Annotated in this window: 16 protein-coding genes and 1 pseudogene; 5 read left to right on the top strand and 12 right to left on the bottom strand. The window is 54.8% G+C overall.

Annotated elements, in window-relative coordinates; translation table 11 throughout:
* Positions 1–71: 71 nt before the first annotated feature.
* Positions 72–875: an alpha/beta fold hydrolase gene (locus HACJB3_RS17710; RefSeq protein WP_008413740.1), complete on the top strand. Its 804-nt coding sequence runs from the start codon at positions 72–74 to the stop codon at positions 873–875.
* Between the two features lie 662 nt (positions 876–1,537).
* Here HACJB3_RS17710 and HACJB3_RS17700 read toward each other — a convergent pair.
* From HACJB3_RS17700 to HACJB3_RS17675, 6 genes are all read right to left on the bottom strand, one after another.
* Positions 1,538–2,056 carry a hypothetical protein gene (locus HACJB3_RS17700; RefSeq protein WP_008413742.1) on the bottom strand — a complete coding sequence of 173 codons (519 nt, stop codon included), beginning with the start codon at positions 2,054–2,056 and terminating at the stop codon, positions 1,538–1,540.
* Between the two features lie 14 nt (positions 2,057–2,070).
* The gene (locus tag HACJB3_RS17695; protein WP_013199671.1) at positions 2,071–2,655 is read right to left on the bottom strand and encodes a DUF7437 domain-containing protein; all 585 of its coding nucleotides are present in this window, start codon (positions 2,653–2,655) and stop codon (positions 2,071–2,073) included.
* A 142-nt stretch (positions 2,656–2,797) separates the two neighbouring features.
* Positions 2,798–3,304, bottom strand: coding sequence for a hypothetical protein (locus tag HACJB3_RS19860; protein WP_008413746.1), 507 nt, complete (start codon positions 3,302–3,304; stop codon positions 2,798–2,800).
* 116 nt (positions 3,305–3,420) lie between these two features.
* On the bottom strand, positions 3,421–4,017 hold the full coding sequence (locus tag HACJB3_RS21290) for a DUF5134 domain-containing protein (RefSeq protein WP_368087137.1): 597 nt from the start codon (positions 4,015–4,017) through the stop codon (positions 3,421–3,423).
* A gap of 60 nt (positions 4,018–4,077) precedes the next feature.
* Positions 4,078–6,390, bottom strand: coding sequence for a N,N-dimethylformamidase beta subunit family domain-containing protein (locus HACJB3_RS17680; protein ID WP_238532929.1), 2,313 nt, complete (start codon positions 6,388–6,390; stop codon positions 4,078–4,080).
* An 18-nt stretch (positions 6,391–6,408) separates the two neighbouring features.
* Positions 6,409–6,951 (bottom strand): inner-membrane translocator, encoded by a 543-nt coding sequence (locus HACJB3_RS17675; RefSeq protein WP_238532928.1) that lies wholly within the window; start codon positions 6,949–6,951, stop codon positions 6,409–6,411.
* Between the two features lie 264 nt (positions 6,952–7,215).
* On the opposite strand from HACJB3_RS17675, the gene HACJB3_RS17670 reads away from it, so the two are divergent.
* Positions 7,216–9,198, top strand: coding sequence for a primary-amine oxidase (locus HACJB3_RS17670; RefSeq protein WP_008413752.1), 1,983 nt, complete (start codon positions 7,216–7,218; stop codon positions 9,196–9,198).
* Positions 9,199–9,696: 498 nt separating this feature from the next.
* On the opposite strand, the gene HACJB3_RS17665 is transcribed toward HACJB3_RS17670, so the two are convergent.
* The 3 genes from HACJB3_RS17665 to HACJB3_RS17660 all read right to left on the bottom strand — a co-directional run bounded on the left by HACJB3_RS17665 (position 9,697) and on the right by HACJB3_RS17660 (position 12,660).
* Positions 9,697–10,410 carry a haloacid dehalogenase type II gene (locus HACJB3_RS17665; RefSeq protein ID WP_008413753.1) on the bottom strand — a complete coding sequence of 238 codons (714 nt, stop codon included), beginning with the start codon at positions 10,408–10,410 and terminating at the stop codon, positions 9,697–9,699.
* Positions 10,411–10,650: 240 nt separating this feature from the next.
* A complete protein-coding gene (locus HACJB3_RS19335; protein ID WP_008413754.1) occupies positions 10,651–11,418 on the bottom strand; it encodes an IclR family transcriptional regulator in 768 nt (255 codons plus the stop codon).
* A 159-nt stretch (positions 11,419–11,577) separates the two neighbouring features.
* A complete protein-coding gene (locus HACJB3_RS17660) occupies positions 11,578–12,660 on the bottom strand; it encodes an RNA-guided endonuclease InsQ/TnpB family protein (protein ID WP_238532961.1) in 1,083 nt (360 codons plus the stop codon).
* Positions 12,661–13,253: 593 nt separating this feature from the next.
* On the opposite strand from HACJB3_RS17660, the gene HACJB3_RS17650 reads away from it, so the two are divergent.
* From HACJB3_RS17650 to HACJB3_RS17640, 3 genes are all read left to right on the top strand, one after another.
* Positions 13,254–14,693 carry a sodium:solute symporter family protein gene (locus HACJB3_RS17650; RefSeq protein ID WP_008413757.1) on the top strand — a complete coding sequence of 480 codons (1,440 nt, stop codon included), beginning with the start codon at positions 13,254–13,256 and terminating at the stop codon, positions 14,691–14,693.
* Between the two features lie 2 nt (positions 14,694–14,695).
* Entirely contained in the window at positions 14,696–15,784 is a 1,089-nt protein-coding gene (locus HACJB3_RS17645; protein WP_013199668.1) for a hypothetical protein, read from the top strand.
* Between the two features lie 142 nt (positions 15,785–15,926).
* Positions 15,927–17,312, top strand: coding sequence for an aldehyde dehydrogenase family protein (locus HACJB3_RS17640; RefSeq protein ID WP_013199667.1), 1,386 nt, complete (start codon positions 15,927–15,929; stop codon positions 17,310–17,312).
* Positions 17,313–17,358: 46 nt separating this feature from the next.
* On the opposite strand, the gene HACJB3_RS17635 is transcribed toward HACJB3_RS17640, so the two are convergent.
* The 3 genes and pseudogenes from HACJB3_RS17635 to HACJB3_RS17625 form a co-directional block, all read right to left on the bottom strand.
* The gene (locus tag HACJB3_RS17635) at positions 17,359–18,078 is read right to left on the bottom strand and encodes an SDR family NAD(P)-dependent oxidoreductase (RefSeq protein WP_008413766.1); all 720 of its coding nucleotides are present in this window, start codon (positions 18,076–18,078) and stop codon (positions 17,359–17,361) included.
* A 698-nt stretch (positions 18,079–18,776) separates the two neighbouring features.
* Positions 18,777–19,103, bottom strand: coding sequence for a hypothetical protein (locus HACJB3_RS17630; RefSeq protein ID WP_008413767.1), 327 nt, complete (start codon positions 19,101–19,103; stop codon positions 18,777–18,779).
* 908 nt (positions 19,104–20,011) lie between these two features.
* Positions 20,012–21,230: pseudogene (locus HACJB3_RS17625) on the bottom strand (RNA-guided endonuclease TnpB family protein).
* Positions 21,231–21,307: the final 77 nt, after the last annotated feature.

Here is a 21,307-nt window from a genome sequence, read left to right as displayed (position 1 = left end):
AATAGTTCAAATAGCCACATTTATAGCCAAAATGACTATACATCTGTTTGTTGTACCGGCCTTTGGTCAATATGACCCGAATAGAAGTGGAAGACGGTGTAGAACTGTTCGTTCAGAAATGGGGATCGGGTACTCCTATCGTGTTCGTCCACGGCTGGCCGCTCAGTCACAGGATGTTTGAATACCAGTACATCCAATTGCCGAGAGAGGGTATCCAGTGTATTGGCATCGATCTCCGTGGGTATGGACAGTCGAGCAAGCCGTGGAGTGAATACGACTTCGACATGTTCGCTGACGATCTCAAGAACGTTCTCGATGAACTCGATCTTGAGGATGTAGTACTCGCGGGCTTTTCGATGGGTGGGGGAGTTGTCACACGATATATGGGCCGGCACAACGGCGACCATGTGGGAAAAGTAGTGATGATTGGTGCTGCGAGCCCCGTTCTAGCCAAGAAATCCGACTTCCCGGAAGGCGTCGATGAAGACGCGTTTATGGACCTTGCGAAAGGATGCTATGAGGACCGGGCGAAGGTAAGCAGTGACTTCGCCAGTTCGATGTTTCATTCCGAACCGAGTCCAGAACTGAAAGGTTGGCTTCAGACCATGAGCATGGAATCGTCGCCGCAAGCCATGGCTGACTCGATCGAAGCGGTCGGTGAGATGGATCTTCGCTCTGACTTAGAAGCCATCTCTGTTCCGACACTCATCTGTCATAGTGTCCACGATCAGGCCTGCCCATTCGAGTTGACGGCAGAAAAACTCCATGAGGGGATTGAGAATGCAGAGCTCGTTCGCTTTGAGGAAAGCGAACATGCACTCTTCTATGAGGAACGGGAGAAACTCAACGAGAAGTTGGTCGAATTCGCCCGATAGCTCTCTTTCTCATGTCTCTAAAATCCAAGAACTGACGGATGAGTGTGGTGATACCGAGCGGCGTGAGCACCATGAGTGGGACGAGTGTGATCAGCGTGGTCTCCAGCTGCGTCTGGAATTTCCCGTACGTGATACCCGACACTCTCCAGTCGAGCAGTGTCGTGATGTAAATCTGCACCAAGATATAGTAGCCCAAGGAGCCAACAGCGAGCACGTGTAGCAGCTCGTATGTGACCTTTTCTATGACACCCTCAATACGTCTCGACTGAGTCCGCGTCCGTCTCGTCGTCTGATGCCTCAACTTGTGCAACTGGGTGACGAGGGTATCGAGATAGACCCCTCCTCGTCCGGGAGAGGACAAGACACTCTGTTTCCTTGTGCTGACTCGAGACTCTCGCTCAGCAGTCACAGTGTTGTGACGGGTGAACCAGTCGTTTCCCGTGGAATTCCATACGAAACACGACGAAACTGAAACGGATTCGCTAGTAATAGACCGCTAGAAGAGGAGAGTGAGACGCCGAATTACCGGCTTCTCTCGCGTTGAACGCTCTAAGAGCGTCTTGAGTCGTCGTCAGATCACACAGCAAGCAAGGACAACGCTAGGTCTCTCCCTTGAAGTCGGCTACAGTACCACATATCTCTTAGCCCCCATGCCGATACGCTCACGTAATCGATTCAATCAGCTCAAAACCGTCTTTGAACGTGATCTGATCAGTGAATCCTGCTGCTTCAACGGCCGTAACGATCCCCTGACCAGCATCGGTGTCCGTCGTTACAAGACATACTGATGGTGCCGATCCCTGGAGAAGGAGTTGGACTGCGATGCCTGCAAGTGCGGTATCTGCCCGCTCGATCTGGTCTTCAGGCCGATTGGACGAATTGGCGATATAGCTCCGTGTCCTATCCATCACCGTCGCTATCGTGCTGTTTGTATAGTCGAGTTCCTCAGCAACGGTCACCCAGCCACTCGTAATTGCACTGTCGATCGGGATCTGTCCCGGTGTGCTTTGTGCTGGTGCACCGGTGAGCTCCTCATAGACGTGTTGTGGGATGATGAGCGTAATGTGATTTTGCGTTGCAAACCGTTCGAGAGCAGTGTATTTGGTATTCTCTTGGCGGCCACACGCGATGAACAACCCTGAATCAGCAACCCAGGCGGTACTATCGGAACGAGGAGTCATAGAGGCAGGCTCATCTAGGAATCGTGATTAACTGCTTCAGTCCGGGCATTTCGAATCTGGTCGAAATATGGGTCGTGCGTGTGCATCTCCTGAATGACCTCTTGGAGTGCATGCAAGACGGCGATTCCAACCGCCGGTTGGAGATCGAGCTCACGAGCAGCAACCCGTTCGGTCATTTCACCGTCTACATATGGAACGGCGTACGTTACCGCAGCAGCGAGTTTGCCAAGGCCGTATCTCTCAACGACAAACGCGAGGTCTTGGTCGTTCGATGTCTGACCAACAGCTTCGATAAGTGTAGGAGTGATCGTATACGTATCCCCGTCAAGATTCGTAGTCAGTTTAATTGGCGTTGCCGTGTAGGTGTGGGTTTTCTTGGATTCATCACGCGTGAGCAGTCCTAGTTCAACCAGAGTGCCTGTATCAGCGTATGCTGTCGTGCGTGGTGTCTCTAGGTCAGCGGTGATTGTATCGACCGTCACCTCGCCCTCGCGAAGGATATACGTATAGAGGCGGGCAAGGCGTGGCTCTTCGAGTACATGAGCCACTGAGAGGAGCCCATTGACCGCTCGTTCCGAGGAGCCGATAGCCTGTGACATACAACTCATGATTCGTGTATTGAGTAATAACTCTTGTTGCAGGGAATACGGTCTGGCCGCCGTAGCGGAAGCAGACGATGCAATACTACAGAGGCCTTGTACACCGGGATGCATTATCGGTCGGCTGCCTCTTCGTCAACGACTACGAGCTTCTTCCCGCGTCGTTTCGTCTGCTCGACGTCGTTTTTCCCCAGTTTCTCAAGGAAATCCATGACGCGGGCCACAGTCTGGTGTGAGGCTTCGATCCTTCGGCGGCAGTGATGACCTTCGCGATCGTCTGGCTATCGAGCACGAGCCCCGCAGGCGCTTTCTCGGCGTAATCGCGAACGTCCTGTGCGATGAAGCGTGCTCGTTGCTGGTTGGTCGTGAGCTCCCGGTCGGCGACGTGCTCTGGGAGCGTACAGATGCGTTCTAATGGTGTCTCCGTGGTCGTGGTCTGGGAGTCGGTCTCCTCGACGTCGACGGTGGTGGTCTCCGTAGGCGTCTCCTGGAGCGTCGTTTCGAGTTCGTCGGCCCGATCTTCGACGTCGGTGATTCGCCCGCGAACGTCCGCGAACTCCGAGCCGGCAAAGCGCTTGTACTCGGTGAGCTGTGCTTCCAGTTCCTCGACGCGCTTATCCTTGCGGTTGAGTTCGGCCTCGAGTTGCATGAGGATAGCGATGATAATAAACGGCAGATTGGGATCCTCTCTGGCGACATCCGTACCGACGACACTACCGGAGAGATCGTGATGGACAGATTCCTATCTAAGTATCTGAGACCATATTACATGCCACTCTGCATGATAATGAACATATACGCCATCCCGGCTGCCATCGCACTGAGTGTCATACGCTCTCTGCCTGAACTACTACCAACCAGCGGCTCATGAAAGATGAGTCGAGAGTACAAGCGAGAATGGATTAGTACCGGTAGCAATCTACCCCATTGTCTAGTATGATCAAACACTCCGCCCATCCATACTATTGTTTCTAAGATGAAATAAATGACGAGGAGATAAGTGAGTGGCGCAATCGCTGCCTCTGGAAACGCGAACATATAGATCATTGCTACTACATCGAATAGTGAGATCATCCAGAGGAAGTCAATCGTCCGCTGAGTGGCCCACAAATGCAGTACCCACACAACGATGGTTGCTGCGATTATAATGAACGTTATCTGCCACACCTCATCAGATACCGCCTTCAGGCGTGTAGGGAGAAACATGTATCCCATCCCGACAGCCATTACAACGTGATTGGAATGCCACACCTGCCGGCAATCAGTATCAATCGCGTGCGATAGATGAACGACCGTAACGACTGCGTACACCACTATCCATGGCCATCGTAGCCACTCACTCAGAAGTCCAATATTGCTCATCCAGACAATAGGAAGCATGAGATTAGTACGGTGGTTTCGAGCGACAATGCCGGTTATAAGCTATGGGAGCGTCCCGTCCTCTTTGAACGCATCCAAGACGTTTTCGATCATTTTCGAAATATTGTTCTCGTAGCTATCGTGAGAGAGGCTTCCGTGGAAACCGATGGAACTAGTTGAGAAGACCGCGCCATCGTTGGGTAATTTATAGTAAACGATGTCGCCACGTGCTTCGGGATCCTGCCCTCCTTCATAAGAGGGAAGGTCAAAGAATATTTCCTCAACAACGCGGAGGTAGTTCGGCGTGTGATCCTCCGAAGAGGCGAGGAGGTATGTGTGTTCGGGCGTTCCTAAGTCTTCGTTGTAGATATCGAGTTCAAGGCCCGCGGCACCGTGACCAATAAGGCCGAAGTCGCCAAGGACCTCGCTCTCAATCCCCTCAAAGATAAACTCAGTTTCGGATTCGTAGCTGTCTGGTTTACGTCGGTAATATGAGGATTTGTCGAACCCCTCGGCAATCCATCCGACACCAGCGAGTTTCTGAGGTGGTTTATTGCGGTCGCGCCAGATCCCACCCATTTCTCCAGTGAAACTGTGTCGCAGCTCGCCCGGGTTGTTAAACCAGGCGCCCGATCCAGTGATTCCCCGCCGGACCTCAATGGTCTGGGAGTCTTCAGGGTGGAATGCGATAGACCAGTAGAAGCCGTTGGCACCCATATACATAAACCGACCACCCTGCTGCTGGTAGGATAATACACCGTCCCACATCTCTGAGGAGTAGTACTCTGGATGGCTCCCTGTGAGAACTACGTTGTACGGTTCAAGCAAGTCAGCACCTTCCTCGTAGAGATCCTCATCAGTGATCACATCGAAATCATATCCTTTCTCCTCCAACCAATCAACAATATGGAGGTCTGCGTTGAATTGCCATAGTGTGCTGGGCACTGATGACAGCCAGTGCTTATACTTTGGCACCATATTCAGGATAGGACGCTTCCGTGATGAATAGAAAACGCCGCTACCGTCTGCGTGACTGTCATAGCACGAAAGACCGTACTCGCGGTGCTCGCTTAGATAGAGGTCCTCTTGCCGCATAACCGACACCTGACCTGAGAGTGGTTCGGTGATTACCCCGTCCGTCGTCAGATGGTCATTTGAGTAAGCAAGGTAGCTCGCAGTGGGGGCAAGAAAAGCGATGTCCGCTGTATCCTCAGGTTTCTCTGGACGGACGAAAAAGGGGATGTAGGTCTCGTCGTTCTCAGTAGTTAATCGGGCCGCGTACACCGCGCTGTCCATTCCTTCGGGAAGTGTATACTCAAAATCCACCTCCCAATCCGCATCCGTTAGGTCATCATGATGGAAGTGGATCGCGCCATACTCCTCCGGCGCGTTTGTGAAGTTGTACTCATCTTCGCTCCAGTTGTAACCAATCATCCCTCGAGCAGGTGTGTTCACCAATTTACCGTGATTTTCGTGGGGCGAGATGTCTACGACCGTTGTGTACTCCGGAATGCCGTCTGAAGTGATGCCTTCAGAAAAATCCCAAGCACCCACCAATGAACTCGCCACGTCAGTCGGCGGTTCGTCAGCAATAGCTGAGCGCATGTCAGCTAGGTCAAGTGCCTCACTAAACACCTGGGGTCGTTCTAGTTTGCCATTGTAACAGCTTTTCGCAACCACACCGTTGCCCGTTTCCATCGGTTCTCCCCCAATGACGAGAGGGCTATCATTCGTCGCAATTCCGTTGATGTCGACCGACTCCTCAACCATCGCTTCGTACTCATCAATAGGATGGAGGATCTTCCGCTGGTTCTCTGGGTGAGGTTCCTGATAGAGGGTGACGGTTCCATCATCGGGGTCAAAAGTAGCTCCAACAAAGTACCACGTCGCTCCTTGCCGTTTACCGCCTTCAAAAACGAGTCCAGAGTTCACTTCAACGATCTCACCGTTAGATCCGGCGAGTCGTAGACAGAGGTCACCACTTTGACTAATATAGAGACCATATCCTGTGTTGTCTGCGAACTTAGTGAGCAACGCCTGCTCCCCTGCATCTGGAAGGGTAGGCTGAACCATCGCCTGTACAGTCAATCCACCGCTAACACTGAGATGATGGCTGTCTGAGACCTTTGCATATGATCCGGCATGAATTTCCTGTGGTCGCCCCTCGTACGTATCATTCACTGAGGCGTTAATTACCTCTTCTTTCACTCCGGGACCATCCGGGTTCAGGTCCCCACAAATAACTTGAACAATCTCGGCCTCGTACTCATCTGGACCGTCACAGTTAACCATGAACGGCACGGTATCACCTGGTTGAAAACTCCACTGGTCAGTATATCCAGTCAGTTCTTTTGTTGGGAATTCATTGATGGCCATTGTGTTATCTGTGTTATGTTATGAATCGTCGAATTTATTCTGCAAGTCTTTGATGCGCCTCAGGAAAACGGCATGTTCGGCCTGTTCTACCGACTTCAACGGATAGGGGAGATCCTTGGCCTCGTCAATCCCGGCAAGTGGATTATCTAACTTTTCCGGCGGTTCTCCCCGCACCCCGGGTAGTTCGCCGATGTAAAATTCTTCAAATTTCTCGGTTTCGAGAATAACATATTTGCCTTCCATAGGCTGTCGTCTGAAATAATTTAGAACCCGCTCTAAATCATCACTATGTCGACCAATTGGGTGTTCTTTGTGCTCTTTGATCAGTTCTGTGTTAATCCGTGGGAGGATCTCCCGCTTGGCAATCCCTTCGTCAAGTTCGCTGTACGCCTGCTCAGCGGGGGCGGACAGCGGCCCACCGCTCATGGTCATAAGCTGACGACCGATATCCTCATATGTGGCTCCGTATCGGTCTGGATCGATCCCAGCTCGATCCGCTAATGTCTGCCCAACTGTCTCATAATACTTGGCTCTGTCTGATACTCCTTCAAGCTCTGACATTGCTTGATACTACCATCCATGGTGAAGACCCACATGTATAATTGTTTGGGTGACTCTTGAAATCTTTAATAAGAACATTTCTAAGACGATAAATAGTGACATACCAGAGCTAAACCATCAAGCACTGAACGCTCAAGCACATTTGCAACACGGGCGAAGAAGAACAACGGGGACTCGCTTACCGGGGAACCCGACGCTCATTCTGCTCTCCTATCACGGCAAAAATTTAACAATCTTCCATGACATCGTGTTACACGATGTCTTATGGCACAAGTAGAAACTCCCACGGTCGAGCATCCACTTGACCCACTGACCGAAGCAGAGATCAACTCCACGACCGAAATTCTCCAAGAAAGCCAAAAGATCGGTAGTACCTTCGGATTCTATAGCTATCAACCGGTCGAGCCTTCGAAAGAAGAAGTTGAAGCCTGGGATGGTGGTTCAGTTGATAGAGACGTTTTAGTCGCACTTCGGGATTTTCAGGAAAAGACAACGTATGAAGCAACCGTTTCACTCCCTGACAGTGAGGTAACGTCTTGGGAACGTCTCCCAGATGCTCAGCCGCATATTCCTGGCGAAGACATCTTCGAAGCTGAAGAGGCGGTTAGACAAAGCGAAGAGTGGCAAGAGGCGGCGAAAAAACGTGGCGTTGAAAACTTCGATCTTGCAATCGTTGATCCGTGGCCGATCAACAGCAGTGAATTCGTTCCTGACGGTCTCGAGGGCCGACGCCTTGCACGTGGCCTCTCCTGGATCGCGGAAAGTAAAGAGGATAACGCGTACGCACGACCTATTGAAGGAGTCCACGCCTTCGTTGACCTTGATGAAATGGAAGTCGTCGAAGTCGTCGACAATGGTGTGGTCGACGAGGACAGCCCGCTGCCGCCCGAGGACGCAAACTACAAACCAGACCTAATCGACACGCGAGACGATCGGGAGCACCTCGATGTGATTCAACCGGAGGGAACAAGCTGGGAAGTTGACGGCCGAGAAGTCGAGTGGCAAGGATGGAAATTCCGTGTCGGCTGGACTGATCGTGAAGGGCTTGTCCTGCACAACATCAGGTTCGATGACGACGGGGATACGCGAAAAATCCTCCATCGTGCGTCTACATCGGCCATGGCGGTTCCGTATGGCGATGTTGATCCCAATCACAACTGGAAAAACGCCTTTGACATCAGTGAGTTCAATGTCGGCCGAATGGTGAACTCGCTCACCGAAGGCTGTGATTGTCTAGGTGAGATGTATTACTTCGATGCAGTTACGAATGATCGGGACGGGAATGTCTTAGAGATTCCCAACGCGATCTGCATGCACGAAGAAGATGATGGGTTGCTGTGGAAGCATACGGAGTGGCGTCAAGAAGACCAGACAGAAGTGCGCCGGCGGCGGCGACTTGTTGTCTCACAAATCGCTACTGTCTATAACTACGACTATGCGTTCTACTGGTACTTCTATCAAGATGGACGTATAGAGGCCGAAATGCGCCTCACTGGAATCGACTCGAATGGAGTCGTGCCCCAAGGAACGACGGCGGATGACACAGATGGATTCTATGAGGTGGTTGCCCCGCAAGTCAAGACTTCGATCCACCAACATCACTTCAATTTCCGGCTTGATTTCGACGTCGACGGTGAAACGAATTCAGCGTTCGAAATCCATAATGAGCCCGTCGACGATATTGCTTGGACCCACGAAGAATCGGACAATACGGGAGGCCAAGGCTGGTATGCTGACGAAACGTTGCTGGAAACCGAGCAGGAAGCACGGATGGATATCGATCCATTGCGGGATCGATATTGGAAGATCGTCAATCCAAATGAGACGAACTCGTATGGCTATAATACCGGATACACACTCCATCCGGCCACCAACGTCGCCTCACCAATGCAGTCAGGATCACCCGCCCAAAGACGCGCTGGCTTTCTCGAGAACAATTTCTGGGTAACTCCCTACAATGAAGATGAGATGTTCGCGGATGGGGACTACCCGAATCAAAACGACAATCCTCACGGTCTCCGAGAATGGACGAAGGCGGATCGCAATATCGAACAAGAGGATCTCGTCGCCTGGTACACACTAGGGGTCAATCACCGCACACGGCCCGAAGATTGGCCTGTCCTACCGGTTGAGATTGCCAGCTTCGAGATCGCTCCCGAAGGGTTCTTTGATGAGAATCCGTCGGTCCACGTTCCACCAGAACCCGATGCTTGTGGATCAGAGTCGACGAGTGCAGATGATGACTGAATATCCAGAACTAATATGAACACGATTATGATAGGCGAATCATCTCTCTAAATATAGTATTTGTTTTATAAGGTGATATCTGAATCCTCTGTATGGAGCGCTGGGAGGTCCTCCCAGTTCATCTGTAGAGGATCTCCACAGAGCCCCGAATCGCTTTGAGCCCGATTCGTGATTGTGGAACCGATGATCAGGCGGGTATATCGTATGCCGAGAGTGTTTCAGAAACCGAGGCTTGTGCAACACATTTGTCGAGAAGGGGTTGATGTTGCACAAGGTGTTGTCTGACTAATCACACCCAGTCTCGGTTCTTCGACATCATTGCAGGTCGGACTGATGACTACAAAGAATGGTTCACTCCAGTGTAGGCCGGACTACGCGCTTTAAACACAGTGTCGGCACTCGGTAGAGTCATCTATTGTCTGGAGTTGAAGCGGTGCTAACCTCGATCAGTGCCTTCAGACAGTTACTTCGGTAAAGATGAAGCAGTCCCGGCTCCTCCTAAGAAGTTAGCACATCAGCCAGTTCTCCGGTATCAGCAACGATAAGATCCGGACGGTGTATCCAGCCGCCATACGGGTTCTCATGCCTGTTAAGGAATGCCCCGCGCATTCCGACCGCTTTTGCACCAACGAGGTCGAATGTATGAGAAGTTACAAATACTACCTCGTGAGGTGCGACATCGAATTCGTCACAGCACAGATCATACGACGCTCGGTGTGGTTTGTACGCGCCAGCATCAGCGACCGATACAACGCCGTCGAGCTCTGTCTCGAAGTTTGGACGTACCGCATTGAGCATATCCGGATCACCATTCGAAAGCCCGACCAATTTGTACTCGTCACCTAAGCGGTCCAGAGCTGAGTCTACGTCCGGATAGGGTTGTAGGGTCTTCCACTGTCGGATGACTCGGCGGATTTCCTCGTCAGGGACATCGAGACCGAGTTGCTCTAACCGGTAACTGAGCGCTCGACGGCTAATCTCCTTGAACGGAGTATGAGGCCCGGGAATCAGTGAGTCAATCATCGAGTCTCGGAAGTGCATCGCCAGATAGCGTCGCAGTAAGATTTCTGGATCATAATCGCAGTCATGATCAGTCAGCAATCCATCTAATGCAGGGATTAGTGTCGATTCACGATCGAGCAGCGTATCCCACAGATCGAAGGCGAGAACGCTCGCTTCTTCTTGGATTGTCTCCGCAGCAATCTTGGACATTTGACGAGTGAATATACGAATCTATGGGTAATAATGGTATGTATTGTATGAACTATTGAAATAAGTGTAGCAATAGCGAATACTGCCAGCAAATTCACTACCGCATTCACTAATACCGAATACACCTTCGGCACAGTTATTGCAGCAAATATGCCGTTGCACTCGTGGTAACTAGAGAGCCGCCGATTTGCCACCAATTACTGCTGTTCTCTATCACCGAATTACACTAGCGAATAGAGATCACGTATATTTGAGATTGAGTGCAATATCTTCGATCGCCCCCAGTAATTTGTCACGATATTCCTCGTTTACCTCACCATCAGTCGCGATTCTATGAGCTGGCCCAGAGATACTAATAGCCCCGATTACTTGATCATCGACCGATAGAATTGGTGCACCGACAGCTATTAATCCGGCTACGGTTTCACCGTTATTCGTTGCAATCCCATCTTCTCGTATCGTTTCCAATTCTGATGCGAGTGTTTTTTCGTCTGTAATGGTATTCTCCGTCTGCTGTGGGAGGCCCCAGTGATCAATAATCTCGGTTCGACGCTCTTCTGGAAGATGGGCTAATATCGCTTTCCCTGAAGCGCATATATGGAGGTATCGAGGTTTTCCAAGGGACGTATTGTTCGGCGCTCCATGGACGCCTTCCGCTTTATCGATGTAGATTCCACGCCCCTGTTCCTCGACCATGAACTGGACACGCTCATTCGTCTCCTCAGCTAATCGCCTAACGTTTGTCTTGATACGATCAAGGCCCTCTACTCTCTTCTGTCCATGTCTCGCAAAATATAGAAATCGATTCGAGAGATCATATTTCCCGTCAACCATAATGAGATACCCGAGTTGGTGGAGGGTCGTTAGATGGGCGTGAACTGTACTCGGTGAATAATCGAGTTCCTCTGCGAGTTCGTTTACTCCCTTGGCACCGTTCGTTACAATATATTCTAGTATGGAGAACGACCGTTCAAGAGACTTGATCGTCTTGCTGTCCTTCGCGTGCATGCCTCACCCTAGTACACGACAATAGATAAGCCACATCTGTTATAGGCAGCGTCTAGTTATCGGTTTCTTACTTCCCTGGCAGGTGTACGCTCATCCAATGCTTGATTCGGCCGTTGTGTATTCTAGTAGTGGACGAAGAAGGCAGTCAACTGCCCCGCCCTAACGCTCGCTGACGCTCGCGTTTGAGGACAGGGCTTGTCCGTGGGACTCCTCCTCTGGCCGAAATTCGGCGGACGAACTGTCGTCACTCAGGTTCAACGTCCCGGACTTCAGAGCCAGTTGACCGTGGCTCAACCCCGAGGGGCGTTTGCCCTCGGGTACAGTTAGCAACTTCATCCCGATATTCTTCGCCGCGTTGTAGTCGCCGTCGTACTCTTGCCCACACTCGTTGCACGAAAACCACCCATCCGAACCGCGATTTGTAGACGATTGGTGGCCGCACCGCGAACACGTCTGCGACGTAAACGCGGGCGGGATGGGTTCGACCGAGATACCGTACTCGGCGGCTTTCCATTCGAGCATTTCCTGTAACTCGCGGAACGCCCAATTGTGCATCTGACGCTTGATGCGGTCGTTCCCGTTATCCATGTTCTCACGGATGTGGGTTAGCCGTTCGACGGCGATATACGAACAGTCGTGGGCGTCGGCTTCTTCTACGAGTCGCCGAGAAATGGTATGCAGGCGGTCCAAGACGAAGCGGTTTTCTCGTCCCGACAGTCGCGCAAGCGCCTGCGTTGCGGACCGAGTGCCTTTGGCTTGGAGGCTCCGGCGGACTCGGAAGTAGTGGTTCTGACCCCACAACAGTTCGCCACCATCGAAGAACGCGCCTGTACTGGTTACGGCGACGTTCTTCAAGTTCAAATCGACGCCCATCACGCGGTTGCCCTCCCGCTGTTCGACCTCTTTCAGGAGGACGATATGAAGGTAGAACGCGCCTTCGTCCTCGCGGTAGTGGAGCGTCCCCATCCGCTTCTCGTAGTTGTCGTCATCGAGGTACGACCGCTGGTAGTCACCGAGGACGTATTCGACGGCGACCCGTCCGTTAACCGTCGAGAGGGTCGCAGAACGGTCCTTGATGGTTAGCGTTCGTTTGTCGTAGACGGCGGACGGATCCGAGAATCGGGGGAGCGGACGGCTGTTACCCTTCTTCCACTCGGCGACCGTCGATTTGAGAGCTTCGACAGCTTTCGAGTAGGCGCGAACGCAGAGGTTCGATGTGAGCTCGAGAAGAACATTCTTCAGCGCAATTTTTTGAATTGGGCATGAGGCGGGCCGAATCGACGCCCTAGGGACTGCGACCGCTACGATGCCGGTTGGTATCGGTAAGTTGCGCCATAAAACGGAATCTTTCCCTCAACCCATAAAGCACGTAGGTTGGGTATCTCACCAGTTGCAACGCGGATTCCGAGGGGGAAAGTTAGCCTAGCAGAGACGTGAACGCAGCAGCTCCGAAGTCACCGACTGTACGGTTTTCCATCGTCACCTACGGTGTGAGGAAAAACATCATCAGGACGATCAGCCCTACCGATGGGGATACCAGAGCTGGACAGCCGATTCGATAGATTAATCAAACCCGCTATAACCAGATAATACTATCCGATTATGACTGCGGAAATGATATCGGTTGATTCCGAGACCGGACTGTGGTGGTTGTTTGGAATCCTGTTCGTCTTGATGAGTCTAGCCGTGTGGCTTCCGGTCGAACCAATCGTTTGGGGGCTCCCGCTCTGGGCCGCTGCAACACTACTATTCATGATTACCGCAGCCTTCATTGCGGCGATAGCCGGTGTCCGCTACGAATGGCCTCTCAGGCGACCAGTAGAGGATGAGAAACGGTGAATACCGTCGTCATCGGCATCATCGCCGTCTATCTCCTCGTGACGCTAACGATCGGCTGGGCTGGCTACGTCCGCACCGGATCGACGCCCACGGAGTACTTCCTCGCGGGCAACACGTTGGGGGTCGTGGTGTTTCCTCTCACGATGTTCGCAACACTCATGAGCGCCTTCATTTTCCTCGGGAGTGCCGGCTGGGGCTATCAGCACGGGATGGCGTGGTTCGCTCTGTTAGGTGTTGAGGCACTTGCCGGGATTCCGCTTGCACTCGTCGGGTTGAAAGTCTGGCGCATCGGCCGCCAACGAGGGTATCTCACCCCGACCGAATATGTCGGGGACGCGTACGACAGCACGACAGTGAAGCTCCTGATCTTGGGAGTGCAGTTTGTCTGGGCGATTCCGTATCTCTCCATTCAGGCGATGGGAGGAGGGCTCCTGTTCGAAACAATCACAGAGGGAGCAATCACGTTCACCCAGGGAGCTATCCTCCTAACGCTTGTCACGACTATTTATTTGGGTCTGGGTGGGCTCAGAAGCGTCGCCTGGTCAGACGTCCTTCAAGGTATTGCGATGGTCGTCCTGCTCGTCGCCGCCTTCCTCTATTTGTTTCCGACGCTGGAGCCCGCGGGGACGACCGCGATGCTCGCCGAAACCTCGAACCACCTCGAACCCAGCGGCGATCTCGGATTCTTCACGCCCGGCGTCTGGGTTTCGTTTCTGCTGATGAATACGATGGCGATCATCGCGTACCCACAGATGTTTCAGCGATTTCTGGCGGCCGACGGCGAACGGGCATTCCGATCGCTGTTGATCTGGTGGCCAGTGATGGTCATCGTGGCCGCACTAGTCCCGGTCCTGCTGGGGGTGTGGGGTGTCGTGACGATGCCTGGACTGGACTCTCCCGATACGATCCTCCCGGCGTTGCTCGCGGAGTACACCCCGGTGTGGATCTTCGGTATCATCATGGGTGGGGCGCTAGCTGCAATGATGAGTACCGCCGATAGCCTCGTACTGACGCTCTCTTCATTGGTATCTCATGATCTGTACCGGGCCCATCTCGCCCCGGCCGCGAGCGATCGTCGTGAGACCTGGGTCGGCCGTCTTACGGCCGTCGGCTTGCTAATTGGGGGGCTCGCACTTGCCCTGCCCCAGCAAGGAACGATCATCGACCTCGCGATATACTTCATTCAGGGGAACGCTCTCCTCCTACCGGCGTACATCGCCCCGCTGTACTGGTCGAGAGTGACTGCAACCGGCGCGATCGCGTCAGTCGTGCTCGGCCAGGGGTATTTCCTCGCGGCTACATTCGGCTCTGCACCCTCGTTTATATTCATGCCGTTCCTCCCAGCACTCGTGCTTGCATGTAGCGGTCTCGTTCTCGGATCGCTTCTCTCCCCAGAACCGGAGCCGACAGAGTTCACCGCCCTCCTCGAATCATGACTATGACCGGAACCACCTCGTGGATGAACCCGTACGGACCGGTAGATACGACCCTCAATAAGTGGACGCGACGGGTGATCGAAACACACTTTGACCCCGACACCGGGACGCCGTTTTGGCTCGATTGGCAGGAGGCGCAAGGGATCGACGTTCGCGCCCGCGTCACCGGGTTCGACGACCTCACCGATATCTTCGAGCCGTTCGACGAGGACGTTCTCCGGACGCTGCCCGTCGAGCAGTTCGTACCACGCTCGCTCAATGGGGAGCGGCGCGTTTACGAGACCGGCGGAACGACCGGCGCCCCGAAACGGGTTCTCATGCGGGATTACTGGCGCCAGCAGGCGCGCTGGATGGCACGGGTCCTTGATCACTGGGAGTTCCCGACGGGCAACGTCCTCGGGGTCGCACCGCCGGGCGGTGCGAACAATGCCGGGACCTTCGTCCAGCATCTCGCGCATGAATGGGGTAGTCTCCCCTTCCACGTCACAATGGATCCACGCTGGGCGAAACGCCTCTCCGAGCGTCCGTCCCGCGAGGAGTTCGACGAGTACGTCGATCACCTGCTCGAACAGGCCGAGCGCGTCCTCGGTTCCCAGTCGATCGACGTTATGTTTACTACGGCCCGCCTGCTCGAGCGACCCGCGGTCCGGGATCTGGTAGCTAATTCGGGGATCGACGGAATCATCCACGGCGGAACGTCCCTCGATAGGGACACGTACCGCGTCTTTCGGGAGAAGTGGTACGCCGATCAGACGCTCGTCGGCGAGTACGGTAACACTCTCATGGGTGTGGCACCGGAGGTACCGCCCACGATCAGTGCCCCTGAGGACCGCGGATACCATCTGGACTACGTCCCGTGTTACCCGCAGTTTGTTCCCGAAATCGTCGACGATGACGGCGGCCTCGTTGACTACGGCGAGCGAGGGACTGTTCGACTGACGGTGCTCAACAAGGAATTTTTCCTCCCCCTATTCGAGGAGCGTGACGTCGCCACGCGAATCCGCGGAACGGATCCATTCCCCTGGGACTGGGTACGGACGCCCGCAACGGGAGAAGACGCCGAACAGAACGCGGTAGAGGGGGTGTACTGATGGTGCCGTTGCCGGCGACTGGTCACCGATACGGGCTTGATCCCGCGGGAAAACGTCTCGCTCCGCCCGCGACCACGGCCGCGGCCGCAGTAAAATCCCCTCAGCCCCAATTCCGGATCCGCAGATCGGTGAACGGGCACTGATGCTCCCCGTCGTCTCCAGTGGCGAGACCGAAACGGCTCGCACCATGCTTTTCGAGGCGATCGGTGGGGAACCGCTCTACGAGGTGGCGCGAACGCCCCACGTCACCGTCCACGACGCCGTCTTGACGGCACGCGAGGACGGCTTCGACGCGTTGCAGGCGCTACCGGTAGGGACCCTGCTTGATCGGATCGCGACCGCCGGACAGCTGTTCGTCGACGAGGGCGCGCCGGCGGCAAGTTCCACTACCTCTTGTGTCCCGTTCGACCGATACCAGCGAAGCGTCGTCAAGGCGACGGGGCTGCCAGCGGGCTGGGTACGGACGAGCGCTCACTGGCTTGCGTTCGGTCTCAGACACGCCGCCGAGTCGCTGCGTGCCCAGTCGCCCACTGGCGCCCTCGATGTGTACGACGACCCGGCCTACACCCGGGAAAGCGACGTCGGGTTGGCGTTCACACCTCGTGTGCGGGTCCTCGGTGGGATGATGCCATCGAACGATCCCGCAGTGTACGCTTGGCCGGCTCTCGCGCTTGCGATGAAGATACCGATCGTCCTCCGACCATCTGACCGTGATCCCCTGACGGCGATTCGACTGGCCCGCGCTCTCCGGGGTGCCGGCGTCCCCGAATCGGCGGTCCACGTGCTCCCAGGCGATCGGTCGATCGGTAAGACCGTGTGTCGCGAGACCGACCACGCGATAGCGTTCGGCACCGAAGACGCGGTAGGGTCGTTTCGGACTGAGCCGAGCGTCGAGACGTACGGGCCGGGACAGAGCATCGCCGTCCTCGCCCGTGAGCCGACGGAGCAAGAGCTAGATTCCCTCGCCCGTGGCGTGCTCCGTTCGGCCGGACGGGCATGCTACTGTCTCACTCGGATCGTCGCGACGGGCGAGTGTAACGGCGACGTGCTGGCCAAGCGGCTCGCCCGTCGGGTCACGGAACTGAGCGGACCGACATACGGATCATTAATCGACGAGCAGGCCACCGTTCCGGGATTCGCCCCGGATACGGCTGAACAGGTAACTAACGCTATAAGGCGTATTCCGGGACAGGACGTCACCGCTGCGTACTGCGAGCAGCACCTCGTCGAACGAGACGGTATCGCCCGGTTGCGTCCGACTGTCTTTCGAACGGATACGCTGGTCCCCGAACTCCCATTCCAATTCGCCGGCGTTACCGACCGCGAGTCCGACGCCGTCGTGCCCCCCGATGGCGCCTACCTTGCGGTCGTGGTCGGGAGCGACGACCTCGAACGAACGCTGGTCCGCTCGCCAGCGATCGCGAACGTGTACGGCGGGCGGTACCCCGCGTCCGTCGATCTCCGGGAAACACACGAGACATATCTCACCTCGTTCCTCTATCGGACGACAACCTACGATCCGAGCTGATCGAGTCCCGAGCCGCCCGTAGGGTTCGATTGGTGGCGGCCCGTGCTCAACTGAGCGACATCCCGCCGTCGACATGCAATATTTCGCCGGTGATGAACTCGTGGGTCGCGAGAAACCGCACTGCGGATGCGACCTCCTCCGGCGTCGCCTCATACCGATCGAGGAGCGTATCAACGGTGTGGTGGCCACGAAACCGACGGTCCTCGAGCGAATCGGTGATCGTGTCGTTCATCGGGGTGTCTACCGGTCCGGGTGCGACGGCGTTGACGCGGACGCCATCTGGGCCGACTTCCCGCGCGAGCGATCTCGTAAATCCTAGCAGGCCCGCTTTCGCGGTCGCGTAGGTCGTATCGACGGTACCGTGGACCGCCGCGACACTGCTGATGTTGACCACGCTTCCATCGTTCTCTCGAAGCAATTTGATCGCCGGTGTCGTGACGTTGATCGCGCCCTCCACGTTAACTGCGAGCACGTTCCCGATGCTATCGGGTGCCTCCTCAACCGGCCCGGGATTGACGGCCCCCGCGCCGTTGACCACGACGGCGACCGGCCCTAAGGTGGCTGCTTGTTCGACGAGTGCAGCCGCCTCTTCGGTATCGCGGATATCGGCCTGGACGATCGTCGCTCGCTGACCGTGCTCTCGGACCGCTTCGGCAGCCGCTTTCGCTCCCGCTTCGTCTCGATGGTATGCGACAGTGACATCGAACCCCACCCGGGCGAGCGTCGGAGCAACCGCACGCCCGATCGCACCCGAGCCACCGGTCACAAGAGCTGTATCACCGTTGGGCATGATAGACAGTTGCCAAAGTCGGCACCTCTCGGATTAATCCCGTCGATTTCTGGGACTCCGTCGAAATGACTTTAGACGCTTTTCATCGCGATATTTATCGTATATGTTTACGGAAGATGGTAAATAAAGAGATGAAAGCCAACTACGCGTATCCGCCTGCTTACTTCTGAGAAGTGGGCTACCCGTCGATTCATCGTCAGAGACACGGTCACGAACCAACCGGCCGTTGTCGTTCGCCAGTAGCTTGTCGGGAAGTTCGCTTGACGGCCTTTCGAGGAGTACTGTAGTGATTCTCGGATTGTAGCGCCTGCTCCAAAACCTTGTTCAACATACGGAATGGGCAAAGAATTTGAGCTTTACAGCCACCAATGAGACACGCACAACGGACCGACAATTCACGCCGACGTTTCGATCTGTTTCGAAATGGTGGCGATCTCATTCTTAATGAAAAGCTCAGATAGTGTTGAACAAGGTACTGTATGAAGAGTCTGATTGAGATAACCAACCCAATCACACCGTGGTGTGATATGGTTCCGAAGGCAGAACCAGAGAAATCGTTTCTCCTCCCTCTACTACTACTATAACGGGAAGAGGGTGTTCGGAGTTGTGACTAGGAGAGGAGGGCTTACCCGGGGTGGTCGTCTTCGACTTTGCTCCTTGTTGTTGTCCCGTTGTTAGGACATCACGCTCTCCGTAGGGGCGTGCTCACTATCCCGATCACAACGATCGTGATATCGCTCGGCCGCCTCTTCGTCGACGACAACGAGCTTCTTCCCGCGACGCTTCGTCTGTTCGACGTCGTCTTTCCCGAGCTTCTCAAGGAAATCCATAACGCGGGCCACAGTTTGGGTGTGGGGCTTCGAGCCTTCAGCGGCGGTGATGACCTTCGCGATCGTCTGACTATCGAGCACGAGCCCAGCAGGCGTGTGCTTGACGCTCGCTGTGACTGAATTGGGACGCACCCCAACGAGATTGCCGACGAATGAACTGCACTGTCTCATTTCCTCGACGAGTGCCAGACCGTCTAAAGAGAAACGGTTGAACGGTCAGTGAGAATGTTTCTGAAAGTGTCCCCATCACTCCCGGAGCCCCTCTTAGAACCCATTTGGTGAGCTCCGCACTGTTCACTTTCACCGCGGTTGGCGCGTGTTTTTGACCATAGGAGACCTTCAGTTAATTGGAGCCTGTCACACGCTCCATACCCTTCACTGCTAACGCCAAATAGTCCTAGAGGGCGCCTGAACAGCCCAGTCTACGAATAGCGATCCAGAGTGAACGTTACCGAGCGCGGACGAACTTGTCCAGCACATCGGGACAAGAGGTAGACGGTAGTTGCTATCGCTGGGCGTCACGAACGGTTTCACTATCCAGAGATGAGCACGAACGCCAAATCACCATCGTACAGAGAACAGAGGCGCGATCACGACCATGACCAGCGGGTCTGTCGTGCCCCGAACTGCTTTAGCTGTGAAGACGTGCAGCTCGTGCAGGCGTTTGGCGAACCATCCCCGCTCTGTCGCTCCTGCCGCCAACTCTATTTGGGGGTGAGTTCATGAGCTCAGAAAAAATGCCGTCCGAGCTAACATCACTTGAGCGCGTACCGCGGTGGGAGCAACAAGCAGATCCTCGCCCGGCGGACTGTGAGTGTCTCCCGACGTTCAATGATCTCTCCTGTTGGCCCTGCTACCGAGACGGCTTCAGGACGCCAAATCCCGATCCTGAATCGGATGCGTGAGGGCAGTGTTCAATTCTCATCTCGACCAATGGTAGACTTCTATTGAATGGTATCCTATCAAGTCAACTGGCCAGTTCTTTCTGACCAGCCTAGTACTGTCGATTGACATCCTCGCACGCCCTAAAGGGCGTGGAATCCCCAGCATGGGGAATCCAGCCTGCTACTGGAGAGGTTTCAGCCCCACTCTCTGAGCGTCGTCTGTGCGGGTTTCGCACTCGGCTCGGGGCGGGCTGTGGCACTGTCAAGGGTGCTCCCATCCTGAGGCGAGTCATCGCCTACCGATTTCCAAGGCAGGCTCTCTCCCCACGGGTTGACGCGACCGGCGATGTTCGCCGCCGCGTTGATGTCCGCTTGGTACTCCGAAACCCAACAATCACTATACGTACAGCGGAACTCGGCTTGCGATCCGCGCCGACCGATGTGACCGCAAGCGTGACACATTTTCGACGTGTACGCCGGGTTCACGAATTGAACTGGGATACCGGCGTCGACCGCCTTGTCCTCGATTCGGTCGGTGAGGCGTGCGAACGCCCAATTGTGGAAGCGGCGATTCATCCACTTGCCGTAATCGAGATGTTCGCGGATATACGAGAGATCTTCGAGAACGATAACCGGCGAGTCGAACCGGCGGGCGTATTCGACGGCTTCTCTGGACGCCGTCTCCACGATGTCCGTGAGCGTGTTTTGATAGTGGTCGAAACGCTCGTCTACTCGCCATTGTTCGGCGTCACGCTCTTGAAGGCGTTTCAGCGTCGTATGCATTTCCTTTCCGAGGGTACGGTTGGGTTGGAGTCCCGTCCTGACAGGCACAGCCCGTCAGGAGCTTGGATTCGCCGATGTCGAACCCGACAGGTGTCGGGTCGTCCGACTGCTCTGGCTCCGCGACGGTGTAATCGACAGTGACGTGGAGCACCCAGTTCGTTCGGTGCTCTTGCAGCCGGAACTCACCGACCGTCACGTTCCCGGCGAACAAATCACCCTACAACTCGCGTTGTTTAGGATTGATACAAAGCGGAATCCAGAAGGCGTTCCCACGACCGGCTTGTGGAACGCGCCAGCAGAACTCGTGTTCGCGCTCCTTGGAGTGGTCAAACGACCATCCACGATTCGTGAAGCGAACAGGGTGATCATCCTGAATCTCGCGGGCGTTGTGCGTCCGCCGAAGATTCGGGACGTAGTTCTTGAGCGCGTCCTTCGCGTAGGACGTGAGATCGTAGCCGGTAACGACATCGTTGACTGCCGATTGCGTATCCGCGCCACTCTCAAACGCTTCGGAGAGAGCGCGGCGGTACGTCGCCACGGTTCGCTGAAGTCGTTGCTCTTTGCCCGTAGTGGGCGGAGCAAGGGTAGCTTCGAGCGTTTTCGTGGCAGTGGTTTTCCGCGAGGTCGTCACATCGTTGGCGAACTCGGAGTTGACAAAGTGTTTGTATTCAAGTTTAATATTATGAAAAGAAAATCTATGTTCTACCC

Origin of the sequence: Halalkalicoccus jeotgali B3, from assembly GCF_000196895.1 — an archaeon.
Lineage (GTDB): Archaea > Halobacteriota > Halobacteria > Halobacteriales > Halalkalicoccaceae > Halalkalicoccus > Halalkalicoccus jeotgali.
This window is presented reverse-complemented; position numbering and strand designations above follow the sequence as displayed.